Source organism: Tessaracoccus sp. MC1865, assembly GCF_017815535.1.
GTDB lineage: Bacteria > Actinomycetota > Actinomycetes > Propionibacteriales > Propionibacteriaceae > Arachnia.
This window is the reverse complement of the sequence record NZ_CP072596.1, coordinates 232,926-248,230: the sequence shown is the minus strand read 5'-3', so window position 1 is coordinate 248,230 and position 15,305 is coordinate 232,926. Positions and strand designations below refer to the sequence as shown.

12 protein-coding genes are annotated in these 15,305 nt (G+C 70.6%); 7 read left to right on the top strand and 5 right to left on the bottom strand.

Going from position 1 to position 15,305, the window contains the following annotated elements; genetic code table 11:
- Positions 1-7: 7 nt before the first annotated feature.
- Positions 8-1,195 carry an MFS transporter gene (locus J7D54_RS01065; protein WP_182762897.1) on the top strand — a complete coding sequence of 396 codons (1,188 nt, stop codon included), beginning with the start codon at positions 8-10 and terminating at the stop codon, positions 1,193-1,195.
- Positions 1,196-2,080: a diacylglycerol kinase family protein gene (locus tag J7D54_RS01060; RefSeq protein ID WP_182762899.1), complete on the top strand. Its 885-nt coding sequence runs from the start codon at positions 1,196-1,198 to the stop codon at positions 2,078-2,080. It abuts the gene before it with no gap.
- Between the two features lie 30 nt (positions 2,081-2,110).
- Here J7D54_RS01060 and pheA read toward each other — a convergent pair whose 3' ends face one another.
- Positions 2,111-3,025 (bottom strand): prephenate dehydratase, encoded by a 915-nt coding sequence (pheA, locus tag J7D54_RS01055; protein WP_182762901.1) that lies wholly within the window; start codon positions 3,023-3,025, stop codon positions 2,111-2,113.
- 99 nt (positions 3,026-3,124) lie between these two features.
- On the opposite strand from pheA, the gene J7D54_RS01050 reads away from it, so the two are divergent.
- Complete coding sequence (locus tag J7D54_RS01050; protein ID WP_182762903.1) at positions 3,125-4,420, top strand: S8 family serine peptidase; 1,296 nt, start codon at positions 3,125-3,127, stop codon at positions 4,418-4,420.
- Positions 4,421-4,435: 15 nt separating this feature from the next.
- On the opposite strand, the gene eccCa is transcribed toward J7D54_RS01050, so the two are convergent.
- A complete protein-coding gene (gene eccCa / locus J7D54_RS01045; RefSeq protein WP_182762905.1) occupies positions 4,436-8,497 on the bottom strand; it encodes a type VII secretion protein EccCa in 4,062 nt (1,353 codons plus the stop codon).
- A gap of 71 nt (positions 8,498-8,568) precedes the next feature.
- On the opposite strand from eccCa, the gene eccD reads away from it, so the two are divergent.
- The gene (eccD, locus tag J7D54_RS01040; protein ID WP_182762907.1) at positions 8,569-9,999 is read left to right on the top strand and encodes a type VII secretion integral membrane protein EccD; all 1,431 of its coding nucleotides are present in this window, start codon (positions 8,569-8,571) and stop codon (positions 9,997-9,999) included.
- A 15-nt stretch (positions 10,000-10,014) separates the two neighbouring features.
- On the opposite strand, the gene J7D54_RS01035 is transcribed toward eccD, so the two are convergent.
- The gene (locus J7D54_RS01035; RefSeq protein WP_182762909.1) at positions 10,015-10,686 is read right to left on the bottom strand and encodes a hypothetical protein; all 672 of its coding nucleotides are present in this window, start codon (positions 10,684-10,686) and stop codon (positions 10,015-10,017) included.
- Positions 10,683-11,855: a type VII secretion protein EccE gene (gene eccE / locus J7D54_RS01030; RefSeq protein ID WP_182762911.1), complete on the bottom strand. Its 1,173-nt coding sequence runs from the start codon at positions 11,853-11,855 to the stop codon at positions 10,683-10,685. Before eccE ends, J7D54_RS01035 begins: the two co-directional genes overlap by 4 nt.
- A 128-nt stretch (positions 11,856-11,983) precedes the next feature.
- On the opposite strand from eccE, the gene eccB reads away from it, so the two are divergent.
- The 3 genes from eccB (at position 11,984) to J7D54_RS01015 (ending at position 14,191) form a co-directional block, all read left to right on the top strand.
- Positions 11,984-13,381, top strand: a complete 1,398-nt coding sequence (gene eccB, locus J7D54_RS01025; RefSeq protein ID WP_182762912.1) for a type VII secretion protein EccB — start codon at positions 11,984-11,986, stop codon at positions 13,379-13,381.
- Between the two features lie 175 nt (positions 13,382-13,556).
- Positions 13,557-13,865, top strand: a complete 309-nt coding sequence (locus tag J7D54_RS01020) for a WXG100 family type VII secretion target (protein ID WP_076062478.1) — start codon at positions 13,557-13,559, stop codon at positions 13,863-13,865.
- A gap of 35 nt (positions 13,866-13,900) precedes the next feature.
- Entirely contained in the window at positions 13,901-14,191 is a 291-nt protein-coding gene (locus J7D54_RS01015) for a WXG100 family type VII secretion target (protein ID WP_076062476.1), read from the top strand.
- A gap of 55 nt (positions 14,192-14,246) precedes the next feature.
- Here J7D54_RS01015 and J7D54_RS01010 read toward each other — a convergent pair whose 3' ends face one another.
- Positions 14,247-15,056 carry a DUF1206 domain-containing protein gene (locus J7D54_RS01010; protein ID WP_182762914.1) on the bottom strand — a complete coding sequence of 270 codons (810 nt, stop codon included), beginning with the start codon at positions 15,054-15,056 and terminating at the stop codon, positions 14,247-14,249.
- Between the last annotated feature and the right edge of the window lie 249 nt (positions 15,057-15,305).

The following is a 15,305-nucleotide window of genomic DNA, read 5'->3' as shown; positions in this document are numbered from 1 at the left end:
GCGAAGAGTGGCTAAGGCGACACGTAGGGAGCCCATCCCGGCGGAGATCTGGGTGCTGGTGGCAGCCGCGTTCCTCATCGCGCTCGGGTTCGGCATCGTCGCGCCGATCCTGCCCCAGTTCGCCAAGTCCTTCGACGTGGGCGTGATGGCCGCCTCCGCGATCGTGTCGGTGTTCGCGTTCGTGCGCCTCATCTTCGCCCCTGCGGGCGGCGCCCTCATCGGGAAGTTCGGCGAACGCCGCATCTACCTGCTGGGCCTGAGCATCGTCGCGCTCTCCAGCGCCCTCAGCGGCCTGGCGCCCGACTACTGGACCCTGCTGTTGTTCCGCGGGCTGGGCGGCATCGGCTCCGTCATGTTCACGGTGTCGTCGATGGGCCTACTGGTGCGGCTGTCGCCCCCCGGGCAGCGCGGCCACACGTCGTCGCTGTACGGCTCGGCCTTCCTGCTGGGCAACATCTTCGGCCCCATCCTCGGCTCCGCCCTGTCCGGCCTGGGCCTCCGCGTGCCGTTCTTCCTCTACGCCGCTGCCGTCTTCGCCTCGGTGCTCGTGGTCATGGTGTTCCTGCGCCGCGACACCGGCGCGCCCGAGGTGCCGGGACAGGCGCAGCCGAGGATGACTCTCAGCGAGGCCATGGCCCTCCCGTACTACCGGGCGCTGCTGGTGACCGGCTTCGCCCACGGCTGGGCCAACTTCGGCGTGCGCATCGCGCTGCTCCCGCTGATGGCGGCGGCGGTCCCCACCATCGGCGCGGCTGCCGCCGGAATTGCGCTGACGCTGTTCGCCGTCGGCAACGCGATCACCCAACAGGCCACGGGGCGGCTGATCGACAGGCTGGGCAGGCGCCCGTTCCTGGTTGTCGGCCTCGGCCTCTCCGCCCTTGTCACGCTCCCGTTCGGCTGGTTCGACACCCTCACCTGGTTCTTCGTCCTCTCGGCAGCCGCCGGCGCTGGCGCGGCGTTCATCGCCCCCGCATCCCAGGCCCTGCTGGCAGATCTCATCGGGTCGAACCGCAACGGCGGCCAGGCGCTCTCGACCTACTCCATGGCCACAGACCTCGGATCCATCGCCGGCACCCTGCTGGCCGGGGCCATCGCCGACATCCTCGGCTTCGGCTGGGCCTGGGCCGTCACCGCGTTCGTCCTGGCGGTCGCCATGCTGCCCTGGTTCTTCGTCAAGCGGCCGCGGCGGGCGTAGATGCGGGTCGCGGTCGTCGTCAATCCCGCCTCGGTGCGCCGGGGTGAGCGTTTCCGCGCGATCATCGACGGCGAACTCAGCGCCCGCGGCCTGCCTGCGGCCCGGTACCTGCTGACGACGCCCGAGGACCCGGGCACCGGGCAGGCCAGGGCAGCCCTCGAGGCCGGCGTCGACCGGGTGCTCGTGGCAGGCGGCGACGGCACCGTGCGGATGGTGCTCGCGGCGCTCCGCCGCACAGACGTCCCCGTCGGGCTGTTGCCCTCCGGCACGGGGAACCTCCTGGCGCGTAACCTCCGGCTTCCGCTGCGGCTGCGCCCGGCGCTGGTGAAGGCGCTCGACGGCACGCCCCGCCCGTTCGACCTCTTGCGCTACACGAACCTGGACACCGACGCCCAGGGCTACGCCGCGGTGATGGCGGGGCTGGGCGCGGACGCAGCCGTCGTGACCGACGCCACGGCCCGGCTCAAGCGGCTGGGACAACTGGGCTACGTGCTCGCCGGGCTGCGCCACGTGAAGGCGCGGCCGGTGCCCAGCAGGATCGCCGTCGACGGCGAGGTGCTGCTGCGCGACGCCTCGCTCGTCCAGGTGGGGAACCTGGGCGAGCTCCGTGCCGGAGTGCGGCTGCTCCCCCACGCGGACGCCTCCGACGGGCTGCTCAACCTGCTGGTCGCCTCGCCGCGTCACTCGCGCGACGTGCTGCGCATGATGGCGGGCGTGCTGTTGCGCACCAGGCGCGAGCCGTTCGTCGACCGGCGGGTGGCACGCGACGTGGTCGTCAACTGTGACCTCCCGGTGCCCTTCCAGGTCGACGGCGACGTCATCGGCGCCGTCAGCGCCATCCGGTTCGAGGTCCTGCCCGGCGTTGCGCGGGTCGTGTCGGCCTAGGCCCCTTCGACCAGGCGCCGGGCGCCTGGCTCAGGGCAAGAACGGCAGGCCGAGGCTCTCCACCCAGGCCGCGGCCGCGTCGTACGAGTCATCGGTGAACCCGTCGCCCACCTTCGGCCGCGACTCATCGGCCCGGGGGTAGGAACCCAGGAAGTGGACGCGGGGGCAGACGCGGTGCAGGCCTTCGAGGGCCTCGCCCACGCGCTTGTCGTGCAGGTGCCCCTCGACGTCGATCGAGAAGCAGTAGGACCCCAGCGTGGTCTTCGTCGGGCGCGACTCGATCCGGGTCAGGTTCACCCCGCGCACGGCGAACTGCTCGAGGATCTCCAGCAGGGCACCCGAGTGGTCCTCGCGCATGTAGGCGACCAGCGTGGTCTTGTCGGCGCCCGTGCGCCGGGCGACCGGCCCGGCCTTCCCCACCTCGACGAAGCGGGTCACCGCGCCCGGGTTGTCCTCGATGGCGTAGGCCAGTTCGGTCAGGCCGTAGGTGTCGCCGGCCACCCGTGCGCAGACGGCCGCGTCGTAGCGCGACTCCGGGCGTGCGACCTCCGCAGCCGCGCCGGCCGTCGAGCCCGCCTCCGTGACCTGCGCCCGGGGCACCTTCTCCGCCAGCCACTGACGACACTGGGCCGCGGCGTGCCCGTGGGTCAGCACCTGCCGCACGTCGGCGAGCTGGGTGCCTTCACGGGCATAGAGCCCGAACTCGACGGGGATCACGATCTCAGCACGGATGGCGAGCGGCTCGCCGGCGATCAGCTCGTCGAGGGTGGCCGACACCCCGCCCTCGACGGAGTTCTCGATGGGCACGACGGCGCCGCTGACGTCACCGTGGCGCACCGCATCCAGCGCCTCGCGCACGCTCGAGAACGCCACCGCCTCTTCGTCGGTGATCATGCGCAACGCCTGATGGGTGAACGTCCCTGCGGGACCGAAGTATCCGAGCACGTCCCCATCCTCCCCCTTCCGCGCCCGCGCCCGCCAACCCGGTCCGGAAATTGCGCCGCCCGATTCGCGCTGGCCCCGCCGGCGACTACCCTGACCCGCGTGAAGCGATACCTCTGGCGCGCCACCGCGGCCGCGATGACGGCGGGCATCCTGCTGTCCAACGCCGCCGTCGGGGCATCCGCCGAGGAGGCCGATGTCTTCCGGCCCACACGCTGCGAGATCAACCAGCCCACCCCTGAGGGACAACTGCTCGACGCGTGGCACCTCCAGCGCCTCAACATGGATGAGGTCTGGCGCCTCGCCACCGGCAAGGGCGTGACGGTGGCCGTGATCGACACCGGCGTGAGCACGGCCGGCAGCCTGTACTTCGATCCGGACCAGGTCCAGGGTTTCGACTTCGTCGGGGTCTCTGACGACGAACGCGACAAGAAGGTGAAGGTGGACTGCCTGCACGGCACGTTCGTCACCTCGTTGCTGGCGGCCGGGCTGCGGCCGGACGGCAGCACGGTTCATCCACTGACGAACTTCGCCGGCATCGCCCCGGACGTGGAGGTGCTCGCCTACCGGGCGCTGGCCCAGTCCGCGGTGCAGCCCGACGAGGGGCAGCAGGCGCCTGCCCCGGAATCGCTGGAGCCTGCGGTGCGCGCCGTCAACGCCGCCGTCGACGCCCAGGTCGACATCATCAACCTCTCGCTCACCGTGCAGCGCGACGTCCCCTTCTTCGACGAGTTCGAGGCTGCCATCCACCGGGCGCTGAGCGCCGGCATCGTCGTGGTGGCCGCGGCAGGCAATGGCGACCAGAACGTCGGCCCGCTGTTCCCCGCTTCGTTCCCCGGCGTGATCTCCGTCGGGATGAGCACGGAGCAGGAATCGGCGCATCCCCAGTCCTACGCCTGGTCTCGCGTCGAGATCGGCGCCCCCGGCGCCGGCATCGTCGGGCTGGCCCCCTCGCAGGACGACCGCAACGCGACGACGGCGAACCAGGCCTTCCACCTGGACACGGGCACGTCGTTCGCCGCGCCGATCGTCAGCGGCGTCATCGCGTTGATGCTCGAGTACGACGCGGCGACGGGTCGCGAGCGGGCCTCCGCCGCGGAGCTCCTCACCCGGTTGCAGCTGACGGCGGACCCGCCCCCGGCCACCGCGCCCGACGCCCAGCTGGGCTGGGGCATCGTCAACCCCCTGCGGGCCGTACTGGACACCCGCCCCGCGCCCATGTCGAGCGAGGCCGCTGAGTTCGTCCCCCCGCCGGCCCCGACGCCGGAACCCGAGCCCGTCGACGCCCGCATGCCCGTGTTGGGCCTGGGGGTCGCCGTCGGGGCCGTGCTGATGGTGGGGCTGGGCGTGGTGGCCGCGATCGCGATCCCCGCCGCGGCCCGCCGCCATGCCCGCTGACCCCCGCCCGGTGCCTCAGGTCTCGGATCGGGGCAGGTGCGCCGTCTGGATGAGGCCCTTGAAGGTGCGGGTGACCAACGTGCCGCGGCCGGGGGGCATGGGCGAGCCCTGCACGTCGCCGTAGAGCTTGCCCTCCTCCTTGTTGCCGCTGAGGATCAGCGCCGGGTTGACGGCGTCCTTCATCTTCGTGATCAACGGGTCACCGAACACGGCCCGGCTGGCGCCTCCGAAGGCCCTGGTCATGATGATGTGCAGGCCGATGTCGCCGGCCTGGTTGATCAGATCGGAGAACACCGCCATCGGGTTGCCGGACTGGGTGGCGACCAGTTCGTAGTCGTCGACGATCAGGAACACCTCGGCGCCGGTCCACCAGGAGCGGTCGCGCAGCTGCTGTTGCGTCACGTCCGGCCCTGGGAGCCGCGCGCGGACCGCCTCCGCGGTCTGCTGCAGCATGGGCGTGGCCGCGGAGGCCGACGGGTAGTAGCCGATGAGGTGCGGCGTCTCCACCTCGCCCAGCAGCGAGCGGCGGTAGTCGACGATCATGATCTTGGCTTCCTGCGGCGTGAAGCGCGTGGTGATGCCCTTCAGGATGAGGCGCAGCAGGTTCGACTTGCCGGATTCCGGGGCGCCGAAGGCCACCAGGTGCGGCTCCGTCATCGTCTCCAGGAAGACCGGCGAGAGCTCCAGCTCGTCGATGGCGAACGGGATCCGGCGGTCCGCCGGGTCGTGGCCGATCGCGGGCAGTTCGTTGATCTCGAGGCTCTCCGGCAGCATCCGCACCTCGGCGGCGCGCGGCCCCTTCCAGGCCTGGTTCACCGTCTCGATGAACTGGCGCTGCCCGGCGGCGACGTCGTCGGCGTCCTCCACCGAATCGATCCGGGGCAGTCCGACGAGCGCGTGCAGCCCGCCCGCCGTGATGGAGCGGCCCGGCCGCCCCGTGGGGATCGCGCCCTGCAGCTTCCGGTCCACCTCGGAGTCGAAAGCGTCACCGAGCTTGAGTTCGATCTTGGACTGCAGCGCGTCCTTGGTCGCCGCCCGCACCTCCATCCACTTCGTGGCGCTCACCCACAGGTGGATGCCGAAGCCGAGGCCGCTGTTGGCGAGCGTCTGGACCTGCGGTTCGAGGTTCTCGAACTCGGTCTTCAGCGTCGCCCAGCCGTCCACGACGAGGAACACATCCGTCGGGAACCGGTCTGGGGGGATGGAACCGTCGCGGCGGCCCTGGCGATAGGTGGTCATGGAGTCGATGCCCAGCTCGCCGAACTGCGCCTCGCGCGCCGAGCGCAGCGACATCAGTTCCGCGACGGTGCGCCGGACACGGTCCACGTCCAGCCGGCCGGTGACCGACCCGATGTGCGCCAGGTCACGCATCGAGGTGAGCGCGCCACCGCCGAAGTCGAGGATGTAGAACCCCACCTCCTGCGGGGTGTGCGTCAGGGACAGGCCCGCGATGGCGGCGCGCAGCGCCATCGACTTGCCGGACTGCGGCCCGCCGGCGACACCAAGGTTGCCACCGGAGCCGGAGAAGTCGATCCACCAGGGGTCGCGCCGCTGCTGACGCGGCCGGTCGATGAGCCCGACGGGGGCCTGGAGGCTGGACCGCCGCTGCGGGTCCGCCACCTGCAGGCCCCGGCCCTCGACCTCGGCGAGCCCGCCCAGCAACTGGTCCATGGCCGGCGGCACGTCGAGCGGGGGCAGCCACACCTTGTGCGCGGGCCAGCCGTGGCCCTTCAACCGGCCCACCGCGATGCTGAGCAGCGTCTCGTCGTCGTCCTCGTCCTCGACGGGGTCCTCCGCCGGGGCCGCGGCACGAGCGGGCGCCGCTGCCGGTTCCGGCGCGGGGGGCGTCACGGGCATCACGTAGTCGGCGGTGAACTCGAGCACGGGGGGCGTCCAGGAGCGCGGTTCGATCACCAGGTCGTCGAGGGGGCTGTGCTGCAGCGGCGTCGCCACCGGGTCGGCGTTGCCGTGCCAGGGGCCGGAGACGTAGGCCGCCTTGAAGCGGGTCATGCCGGTGGTGTCGTACTTGAGGTAGCCGTTGCCGGGCGGCGTCGGCAGCTCGTAGGCGTCCGGCACGCCGATGACGGTGCGCGACTCAGCCGGCGAGAACGTGCGCAGCGCGATGCGGTAGCTGAGGAAGGTGTCGAGGCCGCGCAGCTTGTTCTCCTCGAGCCGCTGCGACGCGAGGAGCTGGTGCACCGCGATGGACCGGCCGACGCGGCCGATCTGGACGAACAGGTCGATGAACTCGGGGCGGGCCGACAGAAGCTCGGAGAACTCGTCCACGACGATGAAGAGGCTGGGCATCGGCGGCAGGTCCGCCCCGTTCTGCCGGGCGGCCTCGTAGTCTTCACGGTTCTTGAAGTTGCCCGCCGCCCGGAGCAGTTCCATGCGCCTGTCGAGTTCGCCGCTGATGGCGTCCTGCATGCGGTCCACCAGGCCGAGCTCACCCTCCAGGTTGGTGATCACCGCGGAGACGTGGGGGAGATGTTCGAGGCCGAGGAACGTCGCGCCGCCCTTGAAGTCGACCAGGATGAAGTTCAACTGCTCGGTGGAGTGCGTCATCGCCAGGCCCAGCACCAGGGTGCGCAGAAACTCGGACTTGCCGGAACCCGTGGCGCCGATGCAGATGCCGTGCGGCCCCATGCCGCCCTGCGCCGACTCCTTGATGTCGAGCTCGACGGCGCTGCCGTCGTCGGCGGTGCCGAACGGGATGCGCAGGTGCTGGCGCAGGGGCCGGGGGCGCCAGGAGACGCGGGGATCGAGCGTGAGCGGATCGCCCACCCCCAGCATTGCGGGGTAGTCCTTCGGCGGCGCGAAGACGACCTCAGCGGGCCCGTCGTCGGCGGTCTGCCCAGCGGCGAGCTCCGGCATCCGGTAGGGCGCCATCGCGCGGGCGAGCATCTCGCAATAGACGACGGGCACGTTGTCCGGCCGCCCGAATGGCGTCTGGGCGTGCGGCGTGCGGGTGGTGCGGCGGTGCAGCACGACGGTGTCGCCGCGCACCTCGAACACCGCGACGCCCAGTTCCAGGGACCGGGGAACTTCACGGTTGCCCGTGACCTCGATGGTGACGGCCTTCGTGTCCGGCGTGACGAACTGCTGCGAAGCCACTCCCTCCACGCCGTCGGAGACGATGACGGCCAGCGACGGTGGGTTGTCGGCGTTCTGCGCCGAGGTGGCCATCTGGGAGAGCTCGCCGGCCGCCGTGGCGAACATCCGGACGGGGCCCACGCCGTCGGCCTCGGTGGGGTGCTGGAGGTGCGGCAGCCACTTCACCCACTGCCAGGAGGTCTGGTGCGCCGGGTCTGCCGCCACCATGAGCGACACGTCGGAGGGCGCGTGCCAGGTCACCAGCTGGGCCACCATGGCCCTGGCCAGCGCCCGGCAGTCCTCCTCGTCGCCCACGAGCTGGACCGCGCGGAAGCCGCGCAGGTCCACCGCGAGCGGCACGGACTGGATCACGCGGTGCGTGCGGATGAACCGACGCAGCGCTCCGGTGGTGAGCGGCTCCAGGTCCTCGATGGGCTGCGACTCCGGCGGCGTGATCCGCTTGGCCGACTGCTGACGGCCGACGGAGACCCGGACCGAGCCGAAGTCCTCCGCGTCCGGGCGCCGCTCCCACATGCGCATCCCGCCCACGATGGTCCACAGCGAATCAGGCGACGGGTGGCGGTAGGCCACGGATTCCCGCTGCTCGTCGGCCGTCTTCGCGAAGTTCTTGCGCACCTGGGCCAGGTAGCGGAAGTAGTCGCGGCGGTTGGCGTCCAGCTGCGCCGACTGGTCGTCGTTCTGCCGGCCCACCTGGGACAGCATCATGCCCATCATCGAGACGGCGTAGAGGCCGCCGATCACGCCGCCGAGCGCGCCGCGGCCACCGCCCATGCCGCCCATGTTGAACATCATCAGGCCCATTGCGAGGCCACCCGCGACCATCGGGAGCATGCGCAGGAGGTTGCCGAACGGCTTCGACGCCGCCGGAGGGGGGATCTCCGGCGGTGACTCCAGCAACAGGTCTCCGCGCGGCATCGCCGGGGGCGACACGCGCTTCGGCCGGTGGAACGTGATCTGGCCCATGAGCGCCAAACTTAATGGACTCGAGGGGCAAGCCGGCGCCCGTGCGCCCCCGGCCGGTTAAGGTATCCGACGTGAACACCACGGCCGAGGAAGATCTGTCGCGCGTCACGGTTATCTCCAGCAGCCGTCGCGTCGACCTCGCACTGCCCGGTTCCGTGTCCCTCAGCGAACTGCTCCCGAGCATCCTGCGGTTCTCCGGCCTGGAGTCGAACAACCCCACCGACGCCGTGCACGCCTGGGTGCTGCAGCGCTTCGGCTCAGACCCGTTCGACCTCTACACGCCGGTGCACAAGCTGGGGATCCGCGACGGGGAGACGCTCCACCTGCGCCAGCGCGAGAGCGCCATCCCCGACGCCGCGTTCGACGATGTCGTGGACGCCGTGGCCGGCGCCACCAACTCCCGCCCCTCCTGGCAGGCGAAGCACTCCCAACGCATGGGCATCACGTTGATGCTGCTGGCCCTCATCGGCATCCCGCTCCTGGTCATCCTCGGCCAGAAGCCCATCGACCTGGCCGAGGCCCGCTTCGACCCGTCGCTCCGGCTTCCCATGGCCCTGGCCGTCGGGGTCACCGGCTTCCTGAGCTTCGCCGCGGCGATCGGTGCCATCGCGTTGGCCCGTGCCGCCGGTGAACGGCGCACCGCCGCGGCCCTGGCCTGGGGCAGCGTGGCGCTGGCCGGCATCGCCGGCTGGTTCCTGCCGGACCCCATGTCCGGGATCGTGCCGCTCGCGGTGCGCATCATCCTGGCCGCGAGCCTCGTGCTGATCGCCTCCGCCGTCTGCGCGCTGGCCGCGAACGTGCAGCCCATGCCGCTGTTCAGCGCCGCCCTGGCCGCACTGCTCATCGTCGTCGGTTCCAGCTTCATGCTGCTGTTCCCCGGTCACGACGTGGAGGTGGCGGCCATCGTGGTGACCATCTCCTCGTTCCTGACGGCCTACCTGCCGCCGTTGTCCTACCGGATCGCGGGCGTGGCCCTGCCGAACCTGCCCACCACCACGGAGGGCATCCTGGCGGACGAGACCCCCGTGCAGTCCGACATCGTCAAGCGGGCTCTGTTCGCCGACAGGCTGCTGGGGGCGATGCTGGCCGCCATGTCGGTGGTCGCCGTCCTCGCCGCCTTCGTGGTGATCAGCCAGGGCACGCTCTGGTCGACGCTGCTGATGCTGTGCATCGGGTTCGCCTACCTGCTGCGCGCCCGCGCGTTCGTCGGCTTCACCCAGCGGCTCGGCCTGCTGCTCGGCGGCGCGATCACCGTGGTCATCAGCCTGTACGCCGTCGCCACCGGCCCCGTGCAGTCGCTGGGCGGCATGGTCACGCTCTTCGCGGTCGCCCTGGCACTCACCTACGTCTTCGCCCACTACTCGGCCTCGTGGTACCAGCGCATCCTGGCCCCCACGTGGGGCCGGTGGGGCGACGTGCTGGAGTGGCTCGCGATCATCGGCATCGTGCCGGCCCTGTTGGGCGTGCTGAACCTGTACGCCTACTTCAGCACGTTGCTCTGAGGCTCGCCGGGCCGCTCAGGCGGGGCCTGACTGGAACAACAGGCGGTACTCCGTCGGCGAGGGTGGCACGCGGACCTTCACGACGCGGCGCACCGACGCCAGCACCACCTCGGACTCGTCGAGGTCCGTCACGGCCTTCACCTGGCCGGACTGCAACGCATAGGCGCGGCGGAGGTTCTCCCCGCTCTTGGGGCCCAGCGGCGACACCATCGCCATCTCGCACACCCGCAGGTCCGCGATGGCCTTGGGCGACGACGGGTCGCCGACGATGGCGACGGCCTGCCAGGCACCCAACCGCGCGGTGGTGCCCACGGCGCCCGTCTCGTCGATGATCAGGCTCGGTCGGAAGGGGCGACCCTGTCCCGGCAGGTTCTCCGGGGTGTTCAACACGTCGATCGTGCCCCCGCAGGCCCGGACGGTGTCCGCCAACGTGAGCCAGCGACGGTGGTCTGTCGCGATGACCGACAGGTGCGCGCCGATGCACATGGCGCGGAACGCCACGAGCCACCGCAGGTACTCCGGCACGGCCAGGTACAGGCGGGTGGGCTCCGGGCGGAACAGGCGCATGGTCACCGGCCCGCCGGGGCCGGAGCCGAGCAGCATCCCTGAGGGCCCCGTCGACATCGTGGGCAACTGCTGTTCGATGGCCTTCTCCGGCGCGAGCGCCTGGAACGAGATCTCGCTCACTCGTCGATCCGCCTTCCGAGGGGGACGGTGGCCAGCAGACCGGGGACCTGCACGCCGCCCAGCGGGGCGAGCTTCACCACGCCGTCGAGCTTGGACACCATGAAGTCGTCTGCGGCGATGGCCTGTTCGAGGCTGGCCGTCACGAGGCGCACCGCGCCCTCCGGCGGGCGGCCGGGGCTGACGGTGAACGAGGTGACGGCCATCATGGCCGGCGCCTTCGCCACCACGTCCAGCACCCGCTGGTAGGCGGCGCTGGGCGAGGCCCCGAATCCGCCCAGGGCGCGGGTCTCATGCACGAGGCCGTCGCCGAACCAGGCCGACCACTCCTCGCGGCTGCGCGGCTCCGCGGGCGCGGGAGAGGCTCCGGAGGTGAGCGTCAGCACGTCGGAGATCCCGTGGGGGTCCAGTGGAGCGGTGAGCATGCCCTGCCGCTTCAGGAGCGCCTGGGCGCGGTGGAGCCCGAAGCGCAGGGTGGCGAACACGCCGGTCTGGCCGTCGCCCCGTCGGCCGACCGCCTCCAGGCAGAGCCGCGGGTCGAGGCGGAGCGCCACCCAGGTGCGGCGCAATGCCGGTGGCGGGGTGCCGGGGATGATCTCGCGGTAGGCCTCCAGCGCGGGTGACCCCGCCGGCAGCATCGCCCCTGACGGCGCAGGAACCGTCAGGGTGACGACCTGGACGCCGGCGAAGGCGACGTCGTCCTGCCGGGTGAGCGCGCCGAGCGCGTCGAGGTCGAGTTCGGCGCCGCGGTCCGTGAACAGGGTGTGGTCTGCCGTGACCTCGAGGATGCCGGACCAGGATCCGCCGTCCGCGGTGACGCCGATGTCGCCGTCGTGGGCGTCCTTGATCTGGGTGAGTTCGAGGCCGGGCAGCCACTGCGCGAGCGGGACCAGCCCGGACGCATGCTCGGGGTGCTCCACCCACCGCCGCGCCCTCTGCCGGAACGCGGAGCGCAGCTTCAGCGTGGCCGGGATCGAGCGCCCGTTGACGGGGAGGCTCATCAGGATGGCGACGAGCAGCACGGCACCTGCCGTGGCCAACGCCCACGCGGAGCGCTGGACGACCAGCAGGGCCACGATCACCAGCACGATCTGCCAGGCGACGACCATGGGCAGGAATCGCGTCGAGCGTGCCCGCCGTTGCAGCGCGTAGCCGTTGGTCCTCCGCAGCATCTGACCTCCTCCGAGCGCCCACTCTAGGACGTGCAACGGTCCACGCCCGCCGCTGCACACCGCCGGCATGCGCCCGACGGCGGCTACAGTTGCCCCCGACCCCCGGCCCGGACACACGCAGGACATCGATGGCGACTCGCAAGGACCTTCTGAAGGCGCACGCCTTCACCTCGCGCCGCATGATCGCGGCCTTCGTGGACCGCGACCCCGATGACCCCACGCCGCCGCTCAGGCGGGTGAGCACGGCGACCTTCGTCTCCGTCCTCCTGGGCGTGGTCCTGCTGGCCGGCACCGCGCTGATCGGGCTGTTGCGCGGTGGTGTGACCAACGAATCGTGGCGCGATCAGGACAACGTCATCCTCAACGACGTCCAGTCGGGCCAACTCTTCGCGCACACGAACAAGCTCGTCATCCCGGTGACCGACGTGGCGACAGCCCGGCTACTCGCCGCCGGCGACGACCCCGGCGGCCCGCCCCGGATCATCGACGTGAAGACCGAGGCGCTCGTCGGCACGGAGATGCAGCCGCGCCAGGGCATCCCCGGCGCTCCCCCGCAGCTCCCCGCAGCCAAAGACCTGGCGTCGTTCCCGTTGCGCCTGTGTTCCACCGAACCCATGGGTCGCGGCCGCTACCTCACCCTCCAGTTCGGGGCGACGGAGGCCTCCAGCATGGATTACAGCTTCATCGCCAAGGCCAGCGAGGGCACCCGGTACCTCGTCTCGGGCGGCCAGAGCCACGAGTTGTACAGCGCGCGGGGCAGCGGGGGCGTCGTCTCCTTCGACGTGCCCGAGGTGGAGCCGGGCAACTCCTGGATCTATGCGCTGCCGATGGGGGCACCGATCAACCCACCGCAGATCACGGGCTACGGCGACACCCCGGTGAAGGCCTACCAGGGCAAGACCATCGGCGACGTGGTGGCGGTCACCGGGAGCAACCCGGTGCGCTACTTCGTCCAGCTGAACGACGGCCTGGCCCAGATCTCCTACCTGGAGGCGAAGCTGCTGTTCCACGAGAAGAACAGGGACTTCACCCAAGAGGTGGGCGCCATCTCAGAGCGTGACCTGTCGGGCTACCTGATCGAGGACCTCGAGTCGATCACCGAGGGCGGCATCCCGATGTACCAGCCGAAGGCCCCGCCAGGCTACGAGAGCGGCCGGGACGCCTCCGTGTGTGCCACCTTCAGCGCGGACACGCCGGACAGGGTGTCGGTGTCCATGGGCCAGGCCACGCCAGCCCTGGACCAACGCCGGCTGGGCGCCCCCACGGGTAAGTACATCGACCACATCGACCTGCCGCCGCTGAAGGGCGCGCTGCTGCGCAACGGGGATGCCGGCACCGACGAGGCCGCCGCCACCCTCCTGCTCAACGGCCGGGGCTACGGCATCCCGACGATGGGGGCGCGTCAGGCCCTCGGCTACGGCGACGCCACCCCGTTGCCCGTCACGGGTGGCCTGCTGAACCTCATCCGCTCCGGGCTGCCCAGCGGGGTGGCGCTCGGGCGCGACCACGTTGAGCCCGCGGGATGAGGCGCACCATCCCCTCATCCACCGGGAATAGGTATCCCTACTTGAATGTGTCATGGGCCACGGAAAGTGACCCTCTCCGCGGCCTAGGGTTTCGGAAGACACCACCGCAGCCACGAGGAGATTCCACTGTGGCTCTTACAGGGCCACAGTGGCTCGACGTCGAAGGGAATGAATCATGAGCGACAAGTCCGTAGACCGCGCTGCCATGCAGAAGGCGACGCAGCAGATTGAGGCCAAGCACCAGCAGATCCACAACCTGCAGAACCGCCTCCAGGGCCAGATGAGCGACCTCGCCTCGCGCTGGCACGGCAATGCGTCCACCGCTTTCCAGAACGGCTACCGCCAGTTCGACACGGAGTTCGAGAAGGTCAAGGCCGGTCTCGACAAGATCCACGGCCAGCTGGTCGAAACGCTGCGCGAGTACGGCGTGCGTGAAGAAGAGAACCAGGCCACCGCCAACCAGATCGCCGGACTCATCGGCTGACGGCCGCTGACCAGAACTGACCAGGAGAGATTTTCATGAGCGACTCAACCATTTACTCTGTTGCCGGCCTGCAGGAAGGCATCAGCAACCTCTCGGCCGCGCACCGCGAACTCACCAGCCTCCTCGAGGACCTGAAGGGCGAGCTGTCCTCGTCCCTCGGGCAGTGGGATGACAACGCCCGCAACTCCTACCAGGAAGTGCAGATCCAGTGGGATCAGTCGGCCAAGCGCCAGCAGGACATCGTGCAGCGCATGCCCGTGCTCCTCGGCAACATCGCCGACGGCTACAACGCCACTGAGAAGCGCAACGCCGGCATCTGGGGCTGACCCCGATGGAAGAAGGGCCCGGCTCGCCGGGCCCTTCTTGCATGCCGTGAACCGCTCAGCTGCGGCGGCGGGTGTTGGCGAGGGCACTGGCCCGGGCGAAGCAGAAGATGCCGTAGGCGATGACACCCACGGCGATCACGATCAGCAGCGCAGTGCCGTACGGCAGTTCCGTGAGCTTCTTCAGCGCTCCGTCGAGCCCACCCGCCTCATCGGCGTCGCGGCTCAGCACCGCCACCACCAACAGGATGCCCACCACGCCGACGGCCACCCCCTTGGCCAGGTATCCGGTCATCCCGAGCGCGGTGAACACGCGGCGGGTGCGCCCGGTGACGTCCACATGCTCGAGGAAGGACTTGCGGAGGCCGCTGATGACCATGCCCACGCCGATGGCGAGGATCACCAGGCCGATGATGGCGAGCAGCCAGGAACCCCACGTCGACTGCATCAGGGTGGCGCTGAACGAATCGGTGGATTCCTCGCCGTCGGTGCTGCCGCCCGTGGCGTAGACGACGGCGACGCTACCGACGGCGACATGCGCGATGCCCCGGCCTGCGGCGCGCGCGGCCTGCCAGGGTTCGCGCCGGACGGAGGTGGCCGCCTCCGCGAAGGAGTGGAGAGCCAGGGCGAACATGGCGATGCCTGCCACCCACAGCGCGATCGACCCCACCGGAGAGGCGTCGATGGCACGCATGGCGCCGCTCTGATCTGCGGACCCGCCGCTCCCGAGCGCGATACCGACGGCGATCAGGCCGATGATGATGTGCACGATCCCGTTGACGACCTGCCCCACTGAGGCGGCGATCACGGCAGCGGGGTGCCGCTCGACCTTATTGGCGGTTCGTTCGACCTTGTCACGCTTGCCCATTAGGCCATCGTAGGGCGTGGCTCTGGCCATCGAGGCCGGAGTGAGGAGCGCGCCGCTTCAGCCCTTGCCCATCACCGAGTCGGAAGAGCCCTGTACGGCGTACCTGAGCCGCAGAGCCGCGCTGGAGGCCGCGTGCAGCACGCCAGACGGAGAGGGGCCCGGCCCACGGCCAGAAACAGCCTGAAATGACGTGTTCCCGCGACCATCCTTGCCAGATCTTTACCGAAGCTCTCAACCAGATTCGGGACC